Source organism: Sphingobium sp. B11D3B, assembly GCF_025961735.1.
Lineage (GTDB): Bacteria > Pseudomonadota > Alphaproteobacteria > Sphingomonadales > Sphingomonadaceae > Sphingobium.
In genome coordinates this window covers 2,476,742-2,500,141 of the sequence record NZ_JAOQOF010000001.1, presented here as the reverse complement: position 1 = coordinate 2,500,141, position 23,400 = coordinate 2,476,742, and the positions used below count along the sequence as shown (strand labels likewise).

The 23,400-nt window shown below is 63.7% G+C and carries 14 protein-coding genes and 1 riboswitch; of the genes, 10 read left to right on the top strand and 4 right to left on the bottom strand.

Features of this window, described 5'->3' with window-relative positions; all coding sequences use genetic code 11:
• Window positions 1-10: 10 nt before the first annotated feature.
• The 3 genes from M2333_RS11625 (at window position 11) to M2333_RS11615 (ending at window position 4,704) form a co-directional block, all read left to right on the top strand.
• Complete coding sequence (locus tag M2333_RS11625; protein WP_264612615.1) at window positions 11-2,608, top strand: nitrate reductase; 2,598 nt, start codon at window positions 11-13, stop codon at window positions 2,606-2,608.
• On the top strand, window positions 2,601-3,392 hold the full coding sequence (gene cobA / locus M2333_RS11620; protein ID WP_264611865.1) for a uroporphyrinogen-III C-methyltransferase: 792 nt from the start codon (window positions 2,601-2,603) through the stop codon (window positions 3,390-3,392). The genes M2333_RS11625 and cobA overlap by 8 nt, the downstream gene beginning before the upstream one ends.
• 472 nt (window positions 3,393-3,864) lie before the next feature.
• Entirely contained in the window at window positions 3,865-4,704 is an 840-nt protein-coding gene (locus M2333_RS11615) for a dienelactone hydrolase family protein (RefSeq protein WP_264611864.1), read from the top strand.
• Window positions 4,705-4,904: 200 nt separating this feature from the next.
• Here the strand turns inward: M2333_RS11615 and M2333_RS11610 are convergent, their stop codons facing one another.
• Entirely contained in the window at window positions 4,905-5,519 is a 615-nt protein-coding gene (locus M2333_RS11610) for a DUF3237 family protein (RefSeq protein ID WP_264611863.1), read from the bottom strand.
• 253 nt (window positions 5,520-5,772) lie between these two features.
• The gene (locus M2333_RS11605) at window positions 5,773-5,916 is read right to left on the bottom strand and encodes a hypothetical protein (RefSeq protein ID WP_264611862.1); all 144 of its coding nucleotides are present in this window, start codon (window positions 5,914-5,916) and stop codon (window positions 5,773-5,775) included.
• Window positions 5,917-5,981: 65 nt separating this feature from the next.
• Here M2333_RS11605 and M2333_RS11600 point away from each other — a divergent pair, with 65 nt between their 5' ends.
• The 6 genes from M2333_RS11600 to M2333_RS11575 all read left to right on the top strand — a co-directional run bounded on the left by M2333_RS11600 (window position 5,982) and on the right by M2333_RS11575 (window position 15,125).
• Window positions 5,982-6,695 (top strand): FadR/GntR family transcriptional regulator, encoded by a 714-nt coding sequence (locus tag M2333_RS11600; protein ID WP_181560778.1) that lies wholly within the window; start codon window positions 5,982-5,984, stop codon window positions 6,693-6,695.
• 323 nt (window positions 6,696-7,018) lie between these two features.
• Window positions 7,019-8,482, top strand: coding sequence for a carotenoid oxygenase family protein (locus M2333_RS11595; protein WP_264611861.1), 1,464 nt, complete (start codon window positions 7,019-7,021; stop codon window positions 8,480-8,482).
• Window positions 8,483-8,597: 115 nt separating this feature from the next.
• A complete protein-coding gene (locus M2333_RS11590) occupies window positions 8,598-11,111 on the top strand; it encodes a TonB-dependent receptor (RefSeq protein WP_264611860.1) in 2,514 nt (837 codons plus the stop codon).
• A 155-nt stretch (window positions 11,112-11,266) separates the two neighbouring features.
• The gene (locus M2333_RS11585; RefSeq protein WP_264611859.1) at window positions 11,267-12,877 is read left to right on the top strand and encodes a carboxylesterase/lipase family protein; all 1,611 of its coding nucleotides are present in this window, start codon (window positions 11,267-11,269) and stop codon (window positions 12,875-12,877) included.
• Window positions 12,878-13,175: 298 nt separating this feature from the next.
• Complete coding sequence (locus tag M2333_RS11580; protein WP_264611858.1) at window positions 13,176-13,679, top strand: ester cyclase; 504 nt, start codon at window positions 13,176-13,178, stop codon at window positions 13,677-13,679.
• Between the two features lie 192 nt (window positions 13,680-13,871).
• The gene (locus M2333_RS11575) at window positions 13,872-15,125 is read left to right on the top strand and encodes an AsmA family protein (RefSeq protein WP_319801322.1); all 1,254 of its coding nucleotides are present in this window, start codon (window positions 13,872-13,874) and stop codon (window positions 15,123-15,125) included.
• On the opposite strand, the gene M2333_RS11570 is transcribed toward M2333_RS11575, so the two are convergent.
• Both M2333_RS11570 and M2333_RS11565 read right to left on the bottom strand, forming a co-directional pair.
• On the bottom strand, window positions 15,122-15,283 hold the full coding sequence (locus tag M2333_RS11570; protein ID WP_264611857.1) for a hypothetical protein: 162 nt from the start codon (window positions 15,281-15,283) through the stop codon (window positions 15,122-15,124). The two genes, M2333_RS11575 and M2333_RS11570, sit on opposite strands and share 4 nt — an antisense overlap.
• Before the next feature lie 68 nt (window positions 15,284-15,351).
• Window positions 15,352-21,891 carry an autotransporter-associated beta strand repeat-containing protein gene (locus M2333_RS11565; protein ID WP_264611856.1) on the bottom strand — a complete coding sequence of 2,180 codons (6,540 nt, stop codon included), beginning with the start codon at window positions 21,889-21,891 and terminating at the stop codon, window positions 15,352-15,354.
• Between the two features lie 484 nt (window positions 21,892-22,375).
• A riboswitch (cyclic di-GMP riboswitch) is annotated at window positions 22,376-22,451 on the bottom strand.
• 332 nt (window positions 22,452-22,783) lie between these two features.
• On the opposite strand from M2333_RS11565, the gene M2333_RS11560 reads away from it, so the two are divergent.
• Window positions 22,784-23,353, top strand: a complete 570-nt coding sequence (locus tag M2333_RS11560; protein WP_264611855.1) for a hypothetical protein — start codon at window positions 22,784-22,786, stop codon at window positions 23,351-23,353.
• Window positions 23,354-23,400: the final 47 nt, after the last annotated feature.

Here is a 23,400-nt window from a genome sequence, read left to right as displayed (position 1 = left end):
GAAGGCTAACATCCGCACCACCTGCGCTTATTGTGGCGTCGGCTGCGGCATTCTCGCGACGCCCATCGGCCCGCGCAGCATGGCGATCAAGGGCGATCCCGATCACCCGGCCAATCGCGGGCGGCTGTGCTCCAAGGGCACGCATCTGGGCGAGACGGTCGGGCTGGAGGGCCGTCTGCTCCACCCGATGATCGGCGCCAAGCGGGCCGGCTGGGACAAAGCGCTCGATCTCGTGGCCCGCCGCCTCCGCGAAACGATCGCGCGCCACGGGCCGGACAGCGTCGCCTTCTACGTATCGGGCCAGTTACTGACCGAGGATTATTACGTCGCCAACAAACTGATGAAGGGGTTCATTGGCTCGGCGAACATCGACACCAATTCGCGCCTGTGCATGTCCAGCGCGGTGGCGGGCCATCAGCGCGCGTTCGGCGAGGATATCGTCCCCGCCAGCTATGAGGATCTCGATGCGGCCGATCTGATCGTGCTCGTCGGCTCGAACACCGCATGGTGCCACCCCATCGTCTATCAGCGGATCATGGCTGCGAGGGCCGAGCGCGGCATCAAAGTCGTCGTCATCGATCCGCGCCGCACCGAGACGTGCGAGGATGCCGACCTGCATCTTGCGCTCAAGCCTGGCACGGATGTGGCGTTGATGAACGGCCTGCTCGCGCACTGCCGGCGCGAAGGGCTGGTGGATGCGGCGTTTCTCGCCGATCATGTCGCCGCACCGGATGGTTTCTGGGAAACGCTTGAGCGCGACCATGATCTGTGGAGCATCGCAAAGACCTGCGACCTTCCCCCTGCCGATCTCCAGCGCTTCTACGACCTTTTTGCGGCCACGCCGCGCACCGTCACCCTATTCAGCCAGGGCATCAACCAGTCGATCCGCGGCACTGATCAGGTGAATGCGATCCTCAATGTCCATCTCGCCACCGGCCGCATCGGCAAGCCGGGCGCGGCGCCCTTTTCGATCACCGGCCAGCCCAATGCCATGGGCGGGCGCGAGGTCGGCGGGCTGGCGACGACGCTGGCCGCGCATCGCGGTTTTGGCGAGGAGGACGTCGCCGACGTCGGTCGCTTCTGGGCGGCGGAGCGCATGGCGACCAAGCCCGGCCTCAAGGCGGTGGACATGTTCCGGGCCATTGCCGAGGGGCGCATCAAGGCGCTCTGGGTGATGGCGACCAATCCCGCCGTCTCGCTGCCCGATGCGGCGCGCGTGCGCGAGGCGCTGGCTGGCTGCCCCTTCGTCGTCGTCTCGGACGTGATGGCCGATACCGACACCGCCCGCTTCGCGCATGTGCGCCTGCCCGCCGCGGCCTGGGGCGAGAAGGATGGCACCGTCACCAACAGCGAGCGGCGCGTCAGCCGCCAGCGCGCGGTGCTGGCGCTGCCCGGCGAGGCGAAGCCGGACTGGTGGATCATCAAGGAAGTCGGCCGCCGCATGGGCTGGCGTACGGCCTTTGGCTATGCGCATCCGGCGGAAATCTGGCGCGAACATGCCCGCCTCACCACCTACCGCAATGAGGGCGCACGCCTGCTCGACCTGCGGGACAAGGTGGCGCTGGGCAATGCGGATTATGACGCGCTCGAGCCTTTCCAATGGGGCGGCACGCCCTTTGCCGATGGGCGCTTCTCCACGCCGGACGGCAAGGCGCGGCTGGTGCCGGTCGTCCAGCGCGAGGCGGAGGCGCAGTTGCGCGACTGGCCGATGACCCTCAACACCGGGCGTTATCGCGATCAGTGGCATACGATGACGCGCACGGGCCTCAGCCCCAAGCTGGCGCGCCATCGCGAGGAGCCGCTGGTCGAGGTGCATCCCGCCGATGCCGCCGAACTGGGGCTGGAAGACCGCGCACTGGCGCGCGTGGTGACGCCGCAGGGAGAGAGCCTGTTCCGCGTCGCGCATATGCCTGGCCAGCGCCGGGGCGAGGTGTTCACGCCGATCCACTGGACCGATTGCCAGTCCACCGGCGGGCGCACCGGCTTGCTTGCGCGTCCGCTGGTCGATCCGCACAGTGGTCAGCCCGGCTTCAAGATGACGCCCGCTCGCATCGAGCCGGTCGCGGTCGACTGGCGCGGCTTCCTCATCCTCCACGGCTCGGCACTGAGCGCCCCCAGGGCACCGGATTGCCTCTGGGCGACGCGCATCGCCGTGCCCAATGGCGCGCTCTATGAGCTGGCCGGGGAGGGTGATCCCGCCGTGCTGGATGCAGCCCTGCCGCGCGGTCAGCGCATCGAGGCGAGCGATCCCTCACGCGGCACGCGGCGCGTCGCGATCCTGCAGGACGGGCGGCTGGCCGCCGTGCTGTTCGTCACCCGCAACGGCGATCTGCCGGCGCGCGACTGGCTCATCGGCCAGCTTGCCCAGCCGCAGGGGCCGCAGGTGCTCGCCGGTCGCGCGCCGGGCGCTCAGGTCGATCCCGGCCCGATCATCTGCGCCTGCTTCGGCGTAGGCCTCCACGCCATCGTCGCGGCCATTCGTGGGCAGGATGGCGTCGATGTCGCCGCCATTGGCGCGGCGCTCGGCGCGGGCACCAATTGCGGCTCCTGCCGCCCCGCCATTACGCAGCTCATCGCTGCCGAAACGAAGGAGGCCGTCCATGGCTGAGGATTTTCTGCCGGGTGCTGTCTGGCTCGTCGGCGCCGGACCGGGCAATCCCGATCTGCTCACCCGCAAGGCCCTGCGCCTGCTCGAACAGGCCGATGTGGTGTTCTACGATGCGCTGGCCGGGCGAGACATTCTCGATCTTGCCCCGCAGGCCGAGCATGTCAGCGTCGGCAAGCGCTCGGGCCGCCACAGCAAGGATCAGGCGACGATCGACCAGCTGATCGTCGCGGCGGCACTGGCCGGACGGCGGGTGTTGCGCCTGAAGGGCGGGGATCCCTCGATCTTCGGCCGCTCGACAGAGGAGCTGACGGCCTGTGCCGCGCATGGCATCCCTGTCTACATCTGCCCCGGCATCACGGCGGCCAGCGCCGCGGCCGCCAGCGGCCTCGTCTCGCTTACGCTGCGCGGGTCGGTACGGCAACTTACCTTCCTCACCGCCCATGCGCGCGGCAAGGAGCCGCTCGATGTCGATTGGTCACGCCTCGCTGCCGGCGAAGCGACGCTCGCCATCTATATGGGCCGCGACGCCGCGCCGGAAATTGCCCGCAACCTGATTGCGGCCGGACTGCCCCCGGAGACACCGGTCATGGTCACCGTCAATGTCTCCCGTCCGGATGAGCGCCTGCTGCGCGGCCGGCTCGATGCGCTGGCCTTTCTCGTGCGCACCATCGGGCGCGACGATCCCACCCTGCTGCTGATTGGCGATGCGCTGCTGTGCCCGGGGAGCGAGCGCAAGCGCGCCGCGGCGTTGGCGCAGATAGGACAGGCTACCACGCAGGATTGATCTATCGCTCAGATAACAGGGTCGAAATGGCAGCGTCCTTTCGCAACAGGACGCTGTGTCAGGCGATTTTTCCTGATCTGAACTTAAACGATTGTGTAGCATAACCAATGTCCAGACGCTTGATTTCTCAGGTGTCTGAGGGCGCAGTATCTTCAAAGTTTATGCGCTGCTGAATTTTGGTAGCGATGCAATCACGACGCCCGCCTTGCTTTCACCTTGCAATTGCAGAAAATGGGTTCCAACGAACTCCCGCATGCCAGTGGATCGAATAGCTGGCAGGCGGCCAAATCCTCCCTAAGGACTGCATCAGATGTTTAGAAGACTGTCGCTTGAGACGGGTCTGAAATCGATCGGTACCCGCGTTGAGGAGTATGCCATCATCGCAATAGTCTTAGCCGGCCTTAGCTGGCCGGCTTCACTTTTGGCGGCTCCAACTCCGACTCCGACGGCACCTGTTGAATCGGTCAGGCTTTTGCCGCGTACCGGGCCGTTCACGGTGACGATGGAGACGGTGCCGAGCTTGCCCAACCACGTCATTTACCGTCCTGACGGCGTCAAAGGCCGTATGCCGATCGTCGCCTGGGGGAATGGCGGCTGCGCGGCGGTGGGCAATCGCTACCGCAGGTTCCTGACGGATATCGCATCGCGGGGCTTTTTGGTGATTGCGGTCGGGCAGATCGGCGATGCGCGATACGAGACGGATCATGATGCCGAGCCCTACATGCCGACGGGCCCGATCGATTTCAACGCGCCTGGCCCTTCCGAATCCGTGGAACTGAGCAGGGCGATCGATTGGGCTACGGCGGAGAGCCAGCGTCGCGGTAGCGCCTATTTCAAGCGGGTCGACACGCGCCATGTTGCCGCGATGGGGCATTCCTGTGGCGGGCTGCAGGCGCTGGCAGTGACGGTGGCCGATCCTCGGGTGACGACGGCGGTCATCCTCAACAGCGGGGTTTGGTCCACCGGTCCGGGCGGTCTGCCGGGTGCGCGCGTGACCAAAGCCGATCTGGCGCGAGTCAAAGTGCCCATCGCCTATTTCAGCGGCGATCCGTCCGATGGCGCCCATGCGAACAGCAAGGACGATTTCAGCCGGCTGGGCTCTGTGCCGGCGGTGTGGGCTTATCGCAGCGGCGTGGGGCATACCGCGCAATATTGGGGCCCGCAGGATGAAGACGAATATAGCCGGGTGACCGGCGCTTGGCTGCAATGGCAATTACAGGGCGACAAGAAGGCGGCCCAGGTGTTCCGGGGCGCGGATTGTACGCTTTGCAGCGACAGCAAGTGGACGCTGGCGCGACATGATATTCCCTAGGCGGGACTGATCATCAGTCAGCGCTGATGGCTGCTATAGCGGCTTCTCGTATATGACGAGGAGCCGCTATTTTTTATCCCGGTTTCACCTGGAAGGAGATCGCTCCCGAGCATCTCGCCATCTGGCGTGATGGCTAAGAATGGCCGCCCCCGGGGTGCGCGACGGCATCAACCGATGCCCCCGGGAGCAGCGGCGCCTCGTTATACCATCGCCCAATAAGTGAAGATGGATTGAGACTCACGGCGGTCCGCCTTGCCGACGAAAATCGTGCGGCTCAGCCAGTCGTGCGGGCCAACCGGCGCGTCGAAGCGCGGGGTGAGGCCCATATAATATTCGGAAGGGTCGACCGGCTCATATTTGCGCATCCGTTCCAGCACCTCTTTGCTGCCATAGCGAACGCCGGTGTTGTGCAGCTCGATAATGGTGCCGTCATCGGCCTCGATCAGGTAGCGGGCGTCGAACCGCACCGTGTCGTCCGGCTTCACCGTCGGCCAATCGCCACCGCTGTGCGGGATGATCTTGCCGTTCAGCTTGGGGCCTTTCACGGTGCCGCCGAGAACACCGACATAGCCGCGATCCATGCCCCAGAAGGTCGGGCCGTAACGCAGGCGCTTGCCCAGCTCGATCTTGATTTCGAATGCGAATTCGAAGCTCGGCGGCGTCAGCGCCTTTCCGGTCATGTCGGAGATCTGCTGCTGCCGCGCGGCCGCTGCGCTCGTTTGGGCAGCGGACATGGCCGGGAATGCAGTGGCGACACCAGCAGCGCCGATGCCGGCAGACAACAAGCTGCGGCGCGAAAATGACTCATTACTCATATAGACTTCCTCTCTATCGCCCGAAGGCTCGCAGGCTGACGATGGGGATGCAGAAACACGGGTACCGCAGAATTGTCAGACCATAAACACCAGTCGGGGACCGGTGAGGCGGAGCTTGGTCGCAAAAAAACAGATCATTGGCAAGATTGGCCGTCTTACCCACGGCATGATGGCTCCAATTTCGTGTCCGGTTCCCGCACGGACAGCCGCGCGCAGCGGAAAACGGCTATTAAGAGCCCATATTCCAATCTTCTTAGAGCGTGACGAACGCGGGGACGCCCGGTTCCGGCCCCGCCGCGCCATCGCAGATCGGCCGAGACTTCGTCGTGCCGGCGCATTCCGCATAAGCGGCAAAGGCATAAATTCGCTGCATAATCTGGCAGCTTGTGCGCGCCATGCTGGCTTTCAGGCCGCAATCCGGCTAGCTGACGCTGCAAAACTCGGCGCAACCATGGGTAGGCAATGACAAAATCCGCAACGAACAAGGCGAGCCGCCGGCCGGTGCAGCTGAAGCGGCAGAAAACGAGCCTGCACCGTCGGATCGCGCACGATCTCGGCGTGGCGATCGTAACGGGCAAGCATCATCCCGGCGATATCCTCGCGACCGAGCTCAATGCCAGCGATGAGCTGAGCGTTTCCCGCAGCGCCTATCGCGAGGCGATCCGTGTGCTTGCCGCCAAGGGCCTGGTTGAGTCCCGCCAGCGCACCGGCACCGTTGTCATGCCCATCACACGCTGGGCGTTGCTTGACCCGGACGTGATGGAGTGGATGTTCGAAGGCGGTGCCTCGACATCCGTGCTCGAGGGGTTGGTCGAGATGCGGCTGATCATTGAGCCCGCAATTGCCAGCCTTGCGGCGCAGCGGCGCACGCTCCAGCAGATCGCAAGAATGCGCGAGGCTTTGCAGGATATGGAACGTTTTGGCCTGACAAGCGAGAAGGGACAGGCCGCGAACCGCCAGTTCTATGAAGTGCTGTTGCAGGCGACGGCCAATCCCCCGCTGGTCAATCTGGGCAACAGTCTTGGCACTTTTGTGCTGTGGTATACCGAATTTCAGGGCGGTAGCAGCACGCCGCGCGAAACCGTGCGCGAACATTGGGCGCTGTTTGATGCCGTCGCGGCGGGCGCGGCCGAGGAAGCATCCGCTGCCATGGAAGGCCTGATCCGCAGCACCTGACCTGCGACGCGGGCTACCGGGCCCTGCCAATCATAAAGCGCCCTGCCCGTAGCGCCCGCTGTGGCGCAGTATATGCCATGAGCATTCTGCGTGTTTCCCTGAATTGTCTGTTTTTTTGTAGCCCCGCCCGCGCGATGTTGGTATCGGCGCCGGCGCGTCATGGCCAGACGATCGGCCGGACGGTGAATATTTATAGGGCTGAAGCATCTTAAGATGCTGAAAAGAGATAGATGTGAGGGGCTTGGGATGGCGGGCGGTCAGATAATCGGCGATTCGCTAGATGCGGACCAACTGCGGCGGATTAGCTCTGCCGGAGTCCTGTCATGACCGCTTTTCCTCAGACCATTAATTTCACGGGCCTTAATACGCCTGTTCGCACCGAAGCGTCTGTCCGCAACCTGCTGGTGGAAGGCGAGATCCCGTCCGAGATTGAAGGCGCCTTCTTTCGCGCGGTCCCGGATCCGGCCCACCCGCCCATGTTCGATGACGATCATATCCTGTCGGGAGACGGGATGATCGCGCGTTTCAAGTTCGACCATGGCGCTGTGGATTATGACATTCGCTATGTCGAAACCGCGCGTTATGCGGCCGAGCGCGAAGCCCGGCGCGCGCTGTTCGGCCAGTATCGCAATCCCTTTACCGATGACCCCAGCGTTGCGGGGGTTGATCGCACTGTCGCGAACACGACGCCGCTTTGGCATGCAGGCCGGCTGTTCATGACGAAGGAGGATGGCCGCGCCTATCGCGTGGATCCGACGACCCTGGACACGCTCGGTGCGTGGGATTTCGGCGGCGCCCTCAAATCGGAGACGATGACGGCCCATTCGCGGATCGAATCCGAAACCGGCGAATTGTTCTTCTTCGGCTATGAGGCCGATGGCGAATGTTCGCGGGCGATCGCCTATGGGATTGCGGATCGCGACGGCAACCTCGTTCGCGAGCAGTGGTTCGACCAGCCCTATGGCGGCATGATCCATGACTTTGCGATCACGAAGAGCCGCGCGATTTTCCCGATTTTTCCGACCACCACCGATCTTGAGCGGCTGCGCGCCGGCGGGCCGAAATGGGCCCATGAGCAGGACCTGACCTGCCGCGTTGGAATCATGCCGCGCGATGGCGATGTCACTGCGATGCGCTGGTTCGAAGGCGCGGCTGGCGCGTCCGCTTTTCATATCATGAACGCCTTCGATGAAGGCGATCGGGTTCATCTCGACATCTTTGTATCCGACACGAACGCATTTCCGTTCATGCGCGAAGCGGGCGGAATCCAGCGCGGTCAGCAGGAGATCCGCGGTGCCTTCGAACGCTGGACGTTCGACCTCACCAAGGATGGCTCTTCCTACGAGGTGCGGCCGCTCGGCCCCCCGGGCGACATGCCGCGCATTCGCGATGCCGATACCGGCCTGCCGTACAGCTTCGGCTGGTATCTGACGGTCAATCCAAATGGGCCGCCTCCGCTGCCCGGCGGCCCGGTCGGCATGACCTTCAACATGCTTATCCGCATCGATGTGGCGCATGGCGGGCTCGACGCGCTCGCACTGCCGCCCGGTCACGCAATCAGCGAGCCCGTTCACGTGCCCTCGGCCGCGCCAGGGCATGACGGGTGGCTGCTTGCTGTGGTCGATCGCCAGGTCGGCGATCAGGCCTTCGCCTCGCAGCTATGGGTCATCGATGCTGGCGCGGTCGGGGCGGGGCCGGTTGCCAAGGTGCATGTGCCGCTGCCCTTGCGCGCTCAGGTGCATGGCACATGGGTGCCAGCCACCCAACTGGCGCTGGCAACGACCTGAAACCAAAGCAGTAATTCCGGGCGCCCGGCGCCTTCTTTTTCATTCAGTTTTGCAATCGATTGAAATTCAATGGTTCGGCCCACTCGTCGAGAGCGGTGCTTCTAGGAGGGAAAGAATGAAGACCATGAGCATCTGGCAAATCAACGGCGCGACCTGGTTGCGCAACTCCGTCGCGGTCGGCGCGATGGCAATCGCTTGTGCGGCACCCGCCTTTGCGCAGGAGGCGGCTCCGTCGACGGCACCCGTCAATCAGGCGGAACCGACTGCGCAGGCCGAGGACGGCATCAGCGAAATCGTCGTGACCGCGCAGTTCCGTGGCCAGAGCGCCCAGAAAACACCGCTCGCGATCACGGCCTTGTCGGCTGAGACGATCGCCGCGCAGGGGCTGACCACCGTCAGCGATATCGCAGCCCAGGCCCCTAACGTCGTGCTCCAGCCGGCTCCCGCTGGCGCCGGTCCGTCGGTTCAGTCCTTCATTCGCGGCGTGGGCCAGGTGGACTTCAATCCCGCCGTTTCGCCCGGCGTCGGCACCTATATCGACGACGTCTATTACGGCACCATCGCTGGCGCGAACTTCGATCTGGTCGACCTCGATCGCATCGAGGTCCTGCGCGGTCCGCAGGGCACGTTGGCCGGGCAGAACTCGATCGGCGGCTCGGTGAAGCTGTATTCCAAGAAGCCGACCGGCAATGGCGGCGGGTTCATCTCGCTCTCTTACGGAAGCTACAATAACGTGCGCGTGAATGCGGCAGCGGACATGACGCTGGTGCCCGATCGCCTGTTCATGCGGATCACCGGCGTGACCGACCACAAGGATGGCTATGTCACGCGGTACGATTATGCCTGCACGCATCCGGGTACGCAGGTTCCGTCCTTCGCGCGTGATGCGAACTGCAAGCTCGGCACTGAAGGCGGGAAGGCCGTGGCAGCCGGGCGCGTCCAGCTGCGCTGGGTGCCCACTGATGCGCTCGAGGTCAACCTTGCTGCGGACTATGTCAGCGACAAGTCGGAAGGCACGCCGCAGACGTTGCTTTATGCCCGCAATGACAGCCTGACGCCCAAGAACAGCATCAATGGCGTCAGCGTTGGCACCGCGACCGGCGCGTCGCAATTCATCAGCTATTCCCCGTTCGGGGCGTTCGCTGGCGACAGCTTCAGCACGAGCCCCTATACCAACTACGCGACCTATTGCGACCCGACCCCGAGCAGCCGCTCCGGCGCCTATTGCCTGGATTCAAGCTCGGCGACCAAGGGCGGCGGTGTCTCCCTGACGATCGACTACAAGCTTGCTGACAATGTCTCGTTCAAGTCGATCACAGCCTATCGCAAGCAGAAGATGGAGTTCTCGCAGGATAACGATGCGACGCCGGTCCCGCTGGCGCAGAGCTTCAATGCGCTGACCTATCGCGAGGTGACGCAGGAGCTGCGCGTCAATGCCAGCCTGATGCAGGATGCGGTTAATCTGACGCTCGGCGGCTTCTTCATGGATGAGTTTACTGCGCTGGATTCGCGCATCGACATCCCGCCCTTCGACTTCATCGGGCGGGATCGCGTGCCGGCCAAGACCTATGCCGCGTTCGGCAACGTCGACTGGAGCGTGACCGACAATCTGCAGCTGATCGGCGGGCTGCGCTACTCGAAGCAGGAAAAGACCTTCAAGTTCGGCCGCCTCGGCGTACCGGGCACGCAGCTCGGCGGCCATCCCGATGGCCCGCCCTATCTGCCCTGCCCCGAAGCGGGCGGGACGATCGTTAATGTGGCGGTCTGCCCGGTGAATGGCGCCTCGGGCACCTTCAAGGGCGACAATGTCGATTATCGCATTGCAGCGCAGTATCAGTGGACCCCCACGATCATGACCTATGCGTCGGTCGCGACCGGCTTCAAGGGCGGCGGCGTCAACCCGCGGCCGTACAATATCTATCAGGTCATCCCGTTTGCGCCGGAAAAGCTGACCTCCTATGAGGTTGGCTTCAAGAGCGACCTGTTCGACCGCAAGCTGCGCGTCAACGGCAGCTTCTTCTATGGCAACTACACCGATCTCCAGCTCCCGGTCAGCGCGTGCCCGGCCAACCCGGCTTACCCGGATGTGCCTCTGGCAAGCTATGCACAGCCGTGCAGCGCGCTGCTGAACGTCGGCAAGGCGGTGACCAAGGGCGGTGAACTGGAACTGACCGCTCGCCCGACCAGCAATCTCACGCTGCAAGCGGCGGTCGGCTACATCAACATCGGCTTCAAGTCGCTGCAGGCGACCGCGATCAGCGCCGGCACCACGCTGGACTCCAAGTTCCCGCTGATCTCCGACTGGAAGGGCAGCGCGAGCGCCCAGTATCGCATCGATACGGCCAATTTCGGCACTCTGACGCCACGGCTGGACATGACGTTCCAGTCCAGCTTCCAGACGTCGATCCCCAACACGACGTTCAACAAGGTGCCGGCCTACACGCTGCTCAATGCAGGCCTGACCTGGGATGCTCCGGGCGGCGATTGGCAGGTGATTGCGAACGTCATGAACCTGACGAACAAGCTTTATTACTACGCTTATCTGGATAACCGTGCGACCAATGGCACGGTGAATGGCTTCCCGGCCGCGCCGCGGCAGTGGCGCCTGACTGTGAAGCGTTCGTTCTGATGATCGGCGGCGGGGCTGTGGTTGCGATGCGATCTCTGCCCCGCCGCGAGAACCATAAGATGAAATAGGGTGGAGGCGGCAGGGTGAAAGTCGGTCGGAGAGCGATATTAACGGGCGGCGCCGCGATCGTCGCTGCCAGCACCCAGACCCCTCGCATGGCAGCCGCCGCTGTTGCTCCCTCGCGCACTGGCGGGCAGGCGGTATCCGCAGGCCGGGATACGGCACGCGTGGAAACGCAATCGGGGACGTTGGCCGGCTATCGGCAAGGCGACGTTCTGACGTTCAAGGGCGTTCCCTATGCGGATGACACGGCCGGGCCAAATCGCTTCCTGCCGCCACGTCCGCCCCGTCCGTGGTCGGGCGTGCGTAGCGCACTGAGCTTCGGGCCGGTCTGTCCGCAAGATCGCGGATCAGGTCGGGCCAATGACGAAGAAGCGTTCATTTTTCAATGGAATGACAGCTACGAGCGCGAAGACTGCTTGCGGCTCAATATCTGGACGCGCGGCGATGCCGGTCGCCCCCGACCCGTGATGGTCTGGCTGCACGGTGGTGCATTCATCGCCGGATCGGGCCATGACCTGCCCGCCTTCGATGGCCATAATCTGGCCAACCTGCACGACGTGGTGGTGGTCACCTTGAACCATCGGCTCAACGCGCTCGGGTTTCTCGATCTGTCGACGTTCGATTCCACCTTCGCGGACTCCGGCAATGTCGGCCTGCTTGACATCGTCGCCGCACTGCAATGGGTGCGCGACAATATCGCAGCGTTCGGCGGCGATCCGGCCCGCGTCACGCTGTTCGGCCAGTCCGGCGGCGGACGCAAGGTCGCCGCGCTGATGGCCATGCCCCAGGCGCGCGGGCTGTTCCACCGGGCGATCGTTCAGAGCGGCTATGTCCCCACCGGCGTGACGGTAGACGAGGCCGCGAGCCTGGCCGCCGCAACGCTCGCTGAACTGGGCATTGCGAGAACGTCGGCGCGCGCCGTGCAGGATGTGCCCTATCCGCAATTGCTTGCGGCATCGAATGCGGCAGCCCGGCGGCTCAATCCCAAGCTTGCGGGAAGCCCCATCGATCCGCGAAATTTGCCGCGCTTCTCGTTCGGACCGGTTATCGGCGGGGCCACTCTGCCCGGCGGCGTGCTCTCCGATGGCGCGCTGGCGAATTCCGCGCATGTGCCCCTGATCGTCGGCACCACGCTCAACGAATTCGCAACCGGCATCAACGACCCGGCGTTCGAGGCTTTATCGGCAGCGCAATTGCGGGAACGGGTCACCGGCCTGTTCGGCGATCGTGCGGACGGCATTATCGAGGCCTTCAAAGGTCGCACGCCGCACGCTTTGCCCTGCGATCTATGGTCCCGCATCGCGACCGCTCCGCTGCGCCTCAGCGCGATGGAATTCGCCCGTCGCAAGGCCGCCATCGGCGGAGCAGGCGCATGGCTGTACCAGTTCGCACGCCCTGCGCCGGTGCTAGATGGCCGGCCACGCGCATTCCATTGTGCGGATATTCCCTACGCTTTCGCCAATGCCGAACGCTGCGCCACCATGACCGGAGGGGACGGGGCCGCCCTGAAGCTGTCCAATCTCATGGCCGGCGCCTGGACCCGATTTGCCGGGACCGGCGACCCCAACGGACCGGGTTTGCCGCGCTGGACGCCTGCAAATCGGGACCGACCTGCGACCATGATCTACGACGATCAGACCCGGCTCGACACCGGCAGCGACCACGCCGAACTAGCAACCGTCGCAGCTGCCTTGCGTGACTGAGCAGTCGCGGGAATTCTTAAGGCGGCGCGCGACGGAGCCATCGGGAGCGAGGGCGAAACAGTTGATCAATACTCTGGTTTTTATGGTCGGCGTTCCACGCGCAAAGCCGCTTTCGCTCAAAGATGGTAGAAATCGTTCGCTGCTGGCGCAGATTATCGTCTTTTCATAACAGAGCGTTGCCTCGCCATCCGATCTCTAAACGAGAGGAATTGGCGGCGCTTAAAAGTCCTACCTTTTTCCGCCTCTGTCATGCTAGGCTTCTCCCATGATATCGATCCTGCTCGCTACCGCTTTTGCCATGGCCCCGGACCCAACGCCGGCTGTGGCCCCGCCCTCATCGCATGAAGCGCCGGCAGGAGCGCCGTCCGTTCCCACGGATCACGCTGCCTTGCTCGCCAGCAAGGACCCCAAGCTCGCGCGGAACAAGCGGTTGGTGTACGACATGTATCGGATCGTGCTTGTAGCTGGTCAGGTTGATCGCGCGCACGAGTTCATCGCGAAGGATTACATCCAGCATAATCCCAATGCCGCCCAGGGTTTGGCCGGCGTGATGGATTATGTCCGCTCCTCGCGCCCGCAGCGGCCTGTGGAGGCAAAATTGAGCCTCCCCATGGTCGACATCACGGCGGAGCGGGACAAGGTGGTCATTGCATTTGTGCGCCCCGAAAAGGATGCGAACGGGCAGACCTATTACACGACCTGGTTCGACATGTTCCGGATCGAAAACGGCAAGATCGCGGAGCATTGGGATCCTATGCTGAAGGGCGAGCCCAAGATCGACCCAAATCAGAAGAAGCTCTGACTGCTAAAGGGAATCCCGTGAGCTGCGAGAAGCGCGCGGGTAGCGTTCGGCCGCAATGTCAAGTGTCTCAACTGCGCCTATTGCCCTGCGTCATTTCCAGAGCTTGGAGAACCAAAGCGATAAAATCCTGACACATGATCCGCCGCTTGCAGTTGAGCGACGTCAGCTCAATCAGCCGCGCCCTCCTTTGCGCTGACGGCTCGGCTCGCGCAACGGCGCGGCGGCTGGCACTTCAGCCGCATCGCAGGGCAGCTTGGCGAGACCGATCTCAGCGGCAGCCTCACGCTCGATCAACGCGGCGCCCGTCCGCGCGTCGTCGCGTCTCTGGCGTCCGGGGCCCTGCATCTGGCGGACGGCATGGCTGTGCTGGGGCTGCGCACTGCGACGTCCCCATCCGATGGCGAAGGTCCTCAACCCGTCGCCTCATTGCTGCCGGATGCCACCCTGTCTCCCGAGGCGCTGCGCAGTTTCGATGCTGTGGTCGACTATAAGGCCGAGCAGATCGAGGGCGTCGGGGACGCGGGCTCCGTGCTCAAGCCCGCGCATCTCGCCATGCGGCTCGCGCTGATCGATGGGCGGTTCATGCTGTCGCCGGCCAGTGTCGATCTCGCCGGCGGGTTCGTCTCATCGGATATCTACATTGATGCGCGGTCCGGCCCGGCGCTTGCCCGCTACGATATTCGCCTCTCGCCGACGCCGATGGGGCCGCTGCTGGCCGGCTGGGGCCTCGCCCCGCGCGAGACGACGGCGCTGGCGCGCGGGCGCATCCAGTTGAGCGGGCGCGGCGAGACCCTGCGCGAGACGCTCGGTCATGCCGACGGCCGCATCGCCCTGGTGCTGCCTGCTGGCCGCGTGGGCTTGGCACGGGCGAGCGCGTCGGAGCTGGATATGACGAATCTGCGTGCTGCGATGTTCGGTACGCGCAGCGGCAACGGGGTGGATTCGGCGGGAGGCATATTCTGGCGCCTCGGCCAGCGCCTCGGGATCGGCGGCGATAAGGCGGCGGTAGATGACGCGACCCACCTCAATTGCGGGCTGATCGCCTTTTCGGTGCGCGACGGGCTGGCGACGGCCGACCCGATCCTGATCGATACCGATGGTCATGTCGTCACCGGGCGCGGCGAGTTCGATCTGCGGGGCGAGCGGCTCGATCTGCGCTTGCAGGCACAGGGCAAGAGCCGCGAATGGTTCGGTCGCCCCGCGCCGATCCTGATCGGCGGCACGCTGGCCGCGCCGACCGTGCTGCGCGAGCCGGTCGATCTGTTCCGGCCCCAGCGCCTGTTCGGCTTGTCTATGATGCTGCCGGATGTGCGGGCTATCTTCGGCTTTGTCGACCCGGACGAAACGCAGGCCCCGGCTTGCGGGACGCTGCTGCGCGGCGGAGCGACGGCCGACGCGGCGGCGGCTGGCCCGGCGCCGAAGCCTGCGGAACTGGCCTTGCGCTAAGCGGGCGGGGCGGCTGTGGCGTGGCGCCGGTCTGCCAGCCAGAGCGACAGGCCGGTCAGGCCGTGCAACAGAACGATCATCGTGAGCAGGAAGAAGGTGGCGCTGACAAAGCGCGGGAGGAGCAAGACCTCGACCGCGCATAAAAGAAACACCGCCATGGTGAGACGTTCAATCCTCCTTCCCCCTGTGTTGCAGGCGGCCCGCGTAAGCGGACCGCCTGTCGTCTTCAGAATTGGACGCGGACGCCGCCGTTTACGCGGTAGCTGCTTTGCGAGCCGGCATTGCCGTCCAGGTTCAGCTGGACCTTCTGGCTCAGCCGCATCTGGAGACCCAGGCCGCCGAAGACGCGGTCCTGCGCCAGGCCCGGCGTGCCCACGGATACGACGATCGGGTCGAACGCGCCATCAGCGACCACCTTGGTGAAGTCGTCGCCAAAGTCGTGGACGTAGCCAACCTTTGCGTAGCCGGTGAGCGCCGATGCGAACGCATAACCCAGCTTCGCGTCCAGCTTTGCCACAGCATCGTGGCGTTTCATCCGCCGGATGTTGAATTGATCCAGGCCCGCAGTCGACACCCGCTCGGAAAACGCGTCGCGCAGCTGCCGCAGGCCCAGCACCTCGGCCGTTGCATCGAAGCTAATGCGGCCTTGGGTCGTCACGTACTGGACGCCACCGCCATACATCATCACCGAACCGCCAACCGACGAGAAGGCTGCGCTGCCGCCCAGGATCGACCGGTCGCCCTTGGTCTTGAAGTCACCATAGACGAACCGACCCAGAACGCGGAACGACTGGTCGCCGTCCAGAGGCAGCGATACGCCGAGGCCGAACTGGTTGCCGTCCAAGTCCGCGTTGATCGTTTCGTTCTGGAAGTCGCCCGTGTTGTGGCCGTACCACAGGCTCAGCTGGGCAAAGGGCAGGTCGCGGGCAAAGCCGATGTTGAACGCCGTGTCGTTGAAGCTGTTGCGCTGGTATCCGGTAGCGGTCGTGCCCTTGAGGCTCTGATGCTGGACCGACCCCGTGGCGATCGTCTTGCCGGGTGACAGTCGATCATAATCGCCCAGTTCAGGCAGATTATTAAGAGCCGCCACCTTCATCGCGTCGGCAATGCCGCCATAGCCGCCGGGCGACCAGCGGGTCAGCACGGCTTCCAGGGCAGCTGTTCCGCCGGTCGCCAGGGCAGACGTCAGCGATCCGAGCAGATTGCCGCCATAATATTGGGACACGCCGCCATTGTTGCTGACAAGGATGCCTTCCATTGCTGCCTGCCCGACAGGGCTGGCAGAAACGGCTGCGGCGAAGCTGGCAGGGGTATAGCTGCCAAGGCCGTAGAGCGTGCCGTTCGACAGGTTGAACATCAGATTCTCATTTGCATCGAGGCTGGTGACCGAACCGAACTGGCCGCTCACGCTGCCCGGCGCAAAGCTGAACAGACGGACACCCTTGCCAAGAGGAAGGACAAAGTCGTCCGACCCGCCCGAGTTTCCGACGACCATCGCTGCGCTGCCCTGAATGGTTAGTTTGCCGCGCACGATGAGTTCATCGTGGCCGCCAGCGACGCCCGCGCCGGCCAGACCGTCGACCTCCATCAAGGTGGACGAGTTGTTGGCCAGCGTGAGGTCGCTAAAGGTCATGACGCCCGGGGAGTTGCCGGGGGAGAGAATTCCCGCGCTGGCTCCACCGATGATGGTTTGACCGTTGATCGTGCCATTGCCGGTCAACTGGCTGCCGCCATTGACGTAGATGACCTGACCGGTCAGCGTGCCGCCTGTACCGCCCGCGCCCATGGCGAGGCCATTGCCCAGATGGACGACGGCGCCACCGCTGGCCGTCACCGTTTTGGCCGTTGCGGTTCCTTCCAGGTTCAAGCGGCTCTCGGTGATCTGGAGGTCGGTCGTCGTCACCGAACCGGTGGCCGCAACATTGAGCGTGCTGTCCGGTTCCACGACGAAGGAGCCATCCGTTGAGTTCACTGCGCCCTCGATGGTGAGCGCGCCGCTGGCCAGCCGGATATTGCCGGTGCCCTTCATCTGGCCAAAGAAGGTGCCGCCCGTCGCCAGGGTGAGATAGTTGGCACCCAGGTCAAGCAGGCCCGACCCAGTGAGATTGTGGATGGTCTGGTCAGCCTTCAGGGTAAGCGTGGCAATCGCGGCGATGTCCACGGTCAGTGCATTGTCGAGGATGCCTGCATTCTGGACGGTCAGGCCGCCCTGCTCGATGCTGAGCATGATCGGTGCAAATGTGTTGACACCACCTGCGAGCGTCAGCGTTGCCGCACCGGTCTTGGTGACCGTGCCCGAGCCAAAGATGGAGCCGGCATAGGTGCCATCCTGGGCCTGGTTGATCGTCATCCCGCTTGCGCCGATTTCGATCTGCCCGCCCTCGCCCGAAAGCGAGCCGACTGAGAGGCCGTGCAAGGCCGTGAGGCTGCCGGCGTTCTGCTGGTAGCTGCCGGCCACCACCAGATTGGTGTTGGCGTTGATGGTGCCTGCATTGCGGAGGCTGCCGAACTGTGGCGTGGAGCCGGCGTTCAGGGCGATCTGGCCGCCAGCATTGTTGGCGACGAGACCAGTCACGGCGAGCGGCGATGAAGCCGTCACGACGCCGGCATTGTCGAGGCTGGCCAACAGGGTCGATCCGGCGCCATCAAACGTCATGGTGCCGCCGGCCTGGTTGCTGACATCGCCATCCACCTGCAAATTGCCGCTGCTCGAGAAGCTACCGCTATTGGAGAGCTTGCCGGCAATACCGGCATTCGCGCCTGCGGAGACGGTAAAGCTTCCTTGGGCGCTGTTGCTGACATCGCCATTGGCGATGAGAAGCGCATTGATCGTGGCGCTGCCGCTGTTGTCGATCGTGTTCAGGCCGATCGTTGCATTGGCGGTGAGCGTCCCGGCGTTGCTGATCGACGTGATGACATCGTCGGTGCCGAGGGTGAAGGTGGCATTCTCACTCACAGATACCGCCAGCGTGTTGGCAAGAGTGCCGCCCCCGGTGGTGTCGATTTCGCCGGCCTCAATGGTGAGCGGACCAGTGAAGTCGCTCACGCCGGTCAGGGCAAGCTTCCCCGCACCCTGCTTGGTCAGCGCGCCCGCGCCGGTGATGGCGCCGGCGTAGCTGCTGTTTCCGGATTGATCGAGGATCAGCACATTACCGACCGTGCCGGCCAGGCCGCCGAGCTGGATCACGCTCTCATCGCCGCCGGTCAGGCCTGCCGTGACGATCTTGCGGGTCACCGCGCCTTCCGTGGCTTCGGGCGTTGAGCCCACCACGAAGAGCAGCCCATCGTTGTTCAACGTGCCCGCCGTAGTGAGGTCGGCCTGCATTGCAAGGACGCTGCTATTGTCCACGCTGGCTGCATTGACGTCGTTCGACATCATGAGCGTGCCGCTGTTGGCGATGGCGCCCGTTGTGGCGCCGCCGGCCAGCAGCAATCGTCCGGCGTTGGTGATCGCGCCGCTGGTGACGGCACCCTGCGTCGTCATGGTGCCATCGGCCGAGACCTGAACGGTGGTCAGCGTCTCGTCGCCTGCGAGCAGCAGTGAGCCGGCGTTGACGGTAACCGACCCGCCAGTGCTGGCGTTCATCAAGCGACCGACCTTGCCATTCAGCTTGGTCGAAACTGTGCCGCCGCCAACGGTGATGCCGCTGAGCGTGTTGGTGGCGGTCAGATAAAGGGCGCCTGTGAAGCCATCGCTGTTCACGTCGAGCGCGCCGTTGGAGAGGACACCGTTCATGACAGCATAATCGCTGTTCGCGACATTGTCATAGACGGCAATATTGCCGGTCCCGCCATTCATGTTGATGCTGTTGCGGAAGGTGACGATGCCGGTTGCCTCGACCGCATCGGAGCCGAACATGAGTGTTTGGCCGTTCGCGAGGAACCCGCCCGCGTTCCAGTACAGGGTCGGGCCAACGCCGGAGTTCAGCGAACCCAGGTTGACGGTCAGGCCCTCCGCGGTTGCGGCAAAGCCGCCGCTGCCCTTGGTCGCACCCGTCGAGTCTGTCCATGAGATCTGGCTCGGGTTGAACCCGACCGAGCGGATGAAATTGCCCGAGGTGAGGAGCACGCCGGCGTTCGTGAGGCTGAGGTCATTCTGCCCCGACGCGCCGATCGTGCCGGCACCGCTGAACAGGATGTGGCTCGATGCATGGATGCCCACGCCATCGTCGGCCCGCAATGTGCCGCCATTGATGTCGGTGGTGCCGCTATAGGTGTTTGCCGCCTGGAACTGAACCAGACCGCCACCCGCAATGCGGATGCCTGCGCCGTTCCCGGCCGCAAGGCTGGTTCCGGAGATGCTGGTGGCGCTGTCGTCCGCAATCGAGTCCCGGAAAGTGATGGTGTTTCCGACACCGGGGGACAGCGTGACGGAGGAACCGCGCATCATGAAGAGCGCGCCACCCGCGGACTGGCCTGCCGCACCACCATTGGTGCTTGAGCCGCCCACAGACGAATTGTTCTCGAAGATCGAGTTACCCTGAATGAACAGCGTGCCGCCCTCGCGGACGAAAATGGCACCGCCGAAGCCGGAACCGCCGCCGCCGCCGACACCAGCCGACGAGCCATTGCCGGCGCCGAACCCGCTCGTGCCGCCATCGCCATCAGATCCTTCGATGCTCTGGCCGTTCTGGCCGCCAGCGCCACCCGCGCCGCCGGAACCACCGCCTGCGCCGAAGCCTCCCGTGCCGCCGTTGCCGCCGGAACCGCCTTCGCCGCCGTCCGTGATCCCGGTCGCGCCGGCACCGCCCGAGCCGCCCGAGCCGCCGGCCCCACCGCCGAAGAAGGTGCCGCCGTTGCCGCCTTTCCCGCCCTGGCCGCCACTGCCGCCATGGCCGACCTTGCCTTGCGCGAGGTCGATATTCCAGGTGACGAGATTGGCGGTGTTAAGCGCAAGCTGCACGCCGACTGCGGCGACTTCGACGTAGAATGACGCCGACAGCGCTGCTGCAGGCGGAAAGTTGGCAAGAGCCGCGGCCCCTTGCGCAATCTTCAGCCCCAGGTTGATGCCGTCCTGTGCAACGGCATTGATGAGGCTGGTGTTGAAGGGCTTGCCACTGCTGCCACTGCCACCTTTGCCGCCATCGCCGCCGGCACCGTTGGCACTTGCGCCCCCGTTATAGCCATTGGTTCCGGCGGACCCTTCGCCATCGACGAGGATGGAGTTGAAGGAACTGCCCGACTGACCGTTGCCACCGTTGGAGCCCGCGGGCGCCGAGGCGGTCAGGCCGTTCATGGCACCGCCCTTGTTGAGATTGGCTGCCTCCGGATCGATCCGGTAGGAGACGGTATTGGTTGCGGTGTCGATCGCGGTAATCACCGCGTTGGCCGGAATAGCCGAATCCCCGACCAGCAAGCTGCCAACGGTGAGGCCGGAAACCGAGGCGAGGCGGATGGTCTTTGCCCCGCTATTTACGCTCAGCACCGGATCGCTGGTGAGCACGAACTTGCCGGCGGTGATCGCCGAGACGCCGTTGGCGCCAATGACGTTGCTCAACGTCACCTGCTTGGTATCGGGGTCGATCCCGGTGATCGTCGTACCGGCTGGAATGCCGGTTCCCGAAACGGTCTGACCCACCGCGAAGCCCGCGATGGAGCCCACCTGGATGGTCGCGCTGCCGCTCCCGTTCGAGATCAGGGGGCTGAAGGATGCCTTCAGCGACGTCACCTGCTGGAGGTCGATCGCGTTCGAAAGGGTGACGACACCGCTGTTCAGATCGACAGCCGTAACGACGGTGTTGGCCGGAACGCCAGCGCCCTGGACGGTCATGCCCACGGCAAAGCCGCCTAGCGGTCCGGTTGGCGTAATCGTGTTCGAAAGCGTCGAGCTGGAGGCCGACTGGAAACGTGTTACCGCGAAGGCCGATACAGCCGGCGTGTCGATCGGGCCGTTCGCGGAAATCGACTCATTGAGCACATAGGAAGTGACTTTGTTGTCACTGTTATAGTTGACCTGACTGACCGTAGCAGTCCGCGTGACGTTATTGGTGTCCTTGTAATAGACCGTCTGGCCCCTCATCACATCGGCAGCCGCCACCGGGGCGTTCAGAGTGACGGTGTTGCCGCCGCTCAGCAGGCCGCTGACGACGTTGGAGGAATCGATCGCGATGCCGCCTGACAGACTTATTTCATTAAGCGTCCCATAAGCGTTGCTGCCCGCGGGATTGATCTCCGTGATCGTCGCGTTCACCTGGCCGACCGAGCCGTCACCGAGCTTTTGGGCAATACCTGCGCCGGCCTGAATGAGCGTATTGTCTCCGATAGAAATGATCTTGTTGACGACGAACTGCCCGTTTCCATTGTAAGTCACGTCGCTCAATGTCGGCTGCAGAATGCTGGCAGCGGACGCATCTGCCGAGGCGCCGACGACTGAAACCGCGATCGGCGCGACCGACGACGTGGCAATTCCACCGCCTTCGCCGCCTTTGACGTGATTGTTCGCAAAGCTCACATTATTCAGCGTTAGGGTTGCGCCGCTATCAATGAAGAACACGCCGCCAAGACCGGCACCACCGCCCGAGCCGGCGCCGCCTTCGGTGCGGAAGTTGGTGTAAACCGTCTGGCGATCAGCCTCTCCGACAGCGACGCTGTTCCCGACCACGTTGCTATTGCCGGACAGCGCCGCGTTGCCGGAGACCACTTTTCCGGTGCCGTTCTGCCCATCGACGATGATCGGATCACTGCTCTGAGCAGACGCGGCGGATGAAGCCGCCACCAACAAGGCCGTGACACCGGCCGACACGAGAAACTTGGCTTGCTTATTCATGATTTCCCCCAAAGTATTGAAAAATCTAGATGTAATCGTTGCGCGCGGCAGCAGCAGGGCGTAGAGCGCCGCTTCTGCCCCGTTGGTTTTTCAGCGAGTGCTGTGGTCGATTGGCCAAGGCTTTGGCCTCAGCGCCCCCGCTGAGGCTGCCCGCCGCGTTCCAGTTGGCTGCGTGGTTGCCCAATCCGCTGTGACAGAAAGGCCAGTCTCCCTCCGCGGAAAGACTTGGGTGCTCAGCGCGATCGCAGGCGGGGCCGAGCGATGCAGGGCGCGGTGGGCGAGCGGACTGTGGCCGAGATATGTGGCTGAGGCATTGGCGCTTGTCACGCCTACCTTAGAAGGCACGGCGTATATAGTATCGCGCTGCCCGCTGCACGAAAATATGCAGGAAAGGCTGAACTCATATTTTTGTAGAGCAGGGCGCTGAAGTCTAGAGAGAGATGGCGCAACTACACGACAAGATATGTCGGGCACTTTTTGTTCCTTCGGCATCCCCGCTATCTCTTTCGAGACCGGAAGCTTTGCGTCCCATCGTCGCCGATGGTTTGCCATTGTCGGGTTTAATGCTGATTTTCTTTCAAGAAGACTCGCATTAACCGGCCCTTAGATGCAATTTACGAAAATTAACAGCAATAAAATCATCTCGTAGGAAAAAGAGATGGTTAATGCGCTGCGGTACCGCGTTGATTGTTAAGGAAGCGGCCGCTCGCGCTAACGTGGCATCGGCATTTGGGGCCTGACAACGAGCTGCGCCTAGCGGAATATGGCGGAACTCAGGAGCAGCCTTGGCGGGTCTATTGGAACTGAAGGCGGCCATGGATGCCGCCGCTCGACCAATCAGTTATCCGTCTCAATGGCGTGAGCATGCTAGGGAAGACGGCTTAAGTTCACAATGGCTGTGGAAAAGGGCGCCCTCGTGTCACACAAGAATTTAGCCGCACTGATTCCAGCTTTTGCGCTGACATTGTCCGCGGCCCTTGCAGCGGAAGAAAAGCAAGCCATGCCCGCCGATCCCGCCCAACAGATGCCCGAGCAAATCATTGCGGAAGCGGAGACTGTGCATCCCGCCGCCTTGTACATTCTTGCGACGAAGCTGATGGCCGAAGGCCGAATGGATGACGCGGTACGCTGGTTCTACATCGGCCAGCTTCGCTATCGTTTCCTTCTTGCCGCCGAGCCGGAACGGCTGGCCGAGAATCAGCCTCTCTTTTCCGCACTGAGCGAATCCGTCGGCCGGCCGATCAATGAATATGCGTTCGGCGATGTCGACGCGGCCGTAGCGCACATCGATTCCGCGCTCGCCTGGGACGCCGCGCACGCCAACGGCGTTACGTCCAAGGAGCGCCCCGCCGAAGAGTTGGCCCAAGTCCGGGCAGGGCTGCAAAAGCTGCGGGATGACATGATCGCCGGCAAAGACCAAATCCGAGAGACGAGGACACGCAATGGGTTGGACAATCGGTAGCATGTTGCCGGTGGTATTGAGGGGCCGCACGCACGCGGTGAGACGGG

What these genes read in the sequence shown, in the direction of transcription:
- M2333_RS11580 (WP_264611858.1), top strand. Translation starts at nt 13,176, where the DNA reads ATGGCCCCGGACCCAACGCCGGCTGTGGCCCCGCCCTCATCGCATGAA.
- M2333_RS11560 (WP_264611855.1), top strand. Translation starts at nt 22,784, where the DNA reads ATGGCTGTGGAAAAGGGCGCCCTCGTGTCACACAAGAATTTAGCCGCA.
- M2333_RS11610 (WP_264611863.1), bottom strand. Translation starts at nt 5,519, where the DNA reads ATGAGTAATGAGTCATTTTCGCGCCGCAGCTTGTTGTCTGCCGGCATC.
- M2333_RS11565 (WP_264611856.1), bottom strand. Translation starts at nt 21,891, where the DNA reads ATGAATAAGCAAGCCAAGTTTCTCGTGTCGGCCGGTGTCACGGCCTTG.
- M2333_RS11585 (WP_264611859.1), top strand. Translation starts at nt 11,267, where the DNA reads ATGGCAGCCGCCGCTGTTGCTCCCTCGCGCACTGGCGGGCAGGCGGTA.
- M2333_RS11595 (WP_264611861.1), top strand. Translation starts at nt 7,019, where the DNA reads ATGACCGCTTTTCCTCAGACCATTAATTTCACGGGCCTTAATACGCCT.
- M2333_RS11590 (WP_264611860.1), top strand. Translation starts at nt 8,598, where the DNA reads ATGAAGACCATGAGCATCTGGCAAATCAACGGCGCGACCTGGTTGCGC.
- cobA (WP_264611865.1), top strand. Translation starts at nt 2,601, where the DNA reads ATGGCTGAGGATTTTCTGCCGGGTGCTGTCTGGCTCGTCGGCGCCGGA.
- M2333_RS11570 (WP_264611857.1), bottom strand. Translation starts at nt 15,283, where the DNA reads ATGGCGGTGTTTCTTTTATGCGCGGTCGAGGTCTTGCTCCTCCCGCGC.
- M2333_RS11605 (WP_264611862.1), bottom strand. Translation starts at nt 5,916, where the DNA reads ATGGCGCGCACAAGCTGCCAGATTATGCAGCGAATTTATGCCTTTGCC.
- M2333_RS11600 (WP_181560778.1), top strand. Translation starts at nt 5,982, where the DNA reads ATGACAAAATCCGCAACGAACAAGGCGAGCCGCCGGCCGGTGCAGCTG.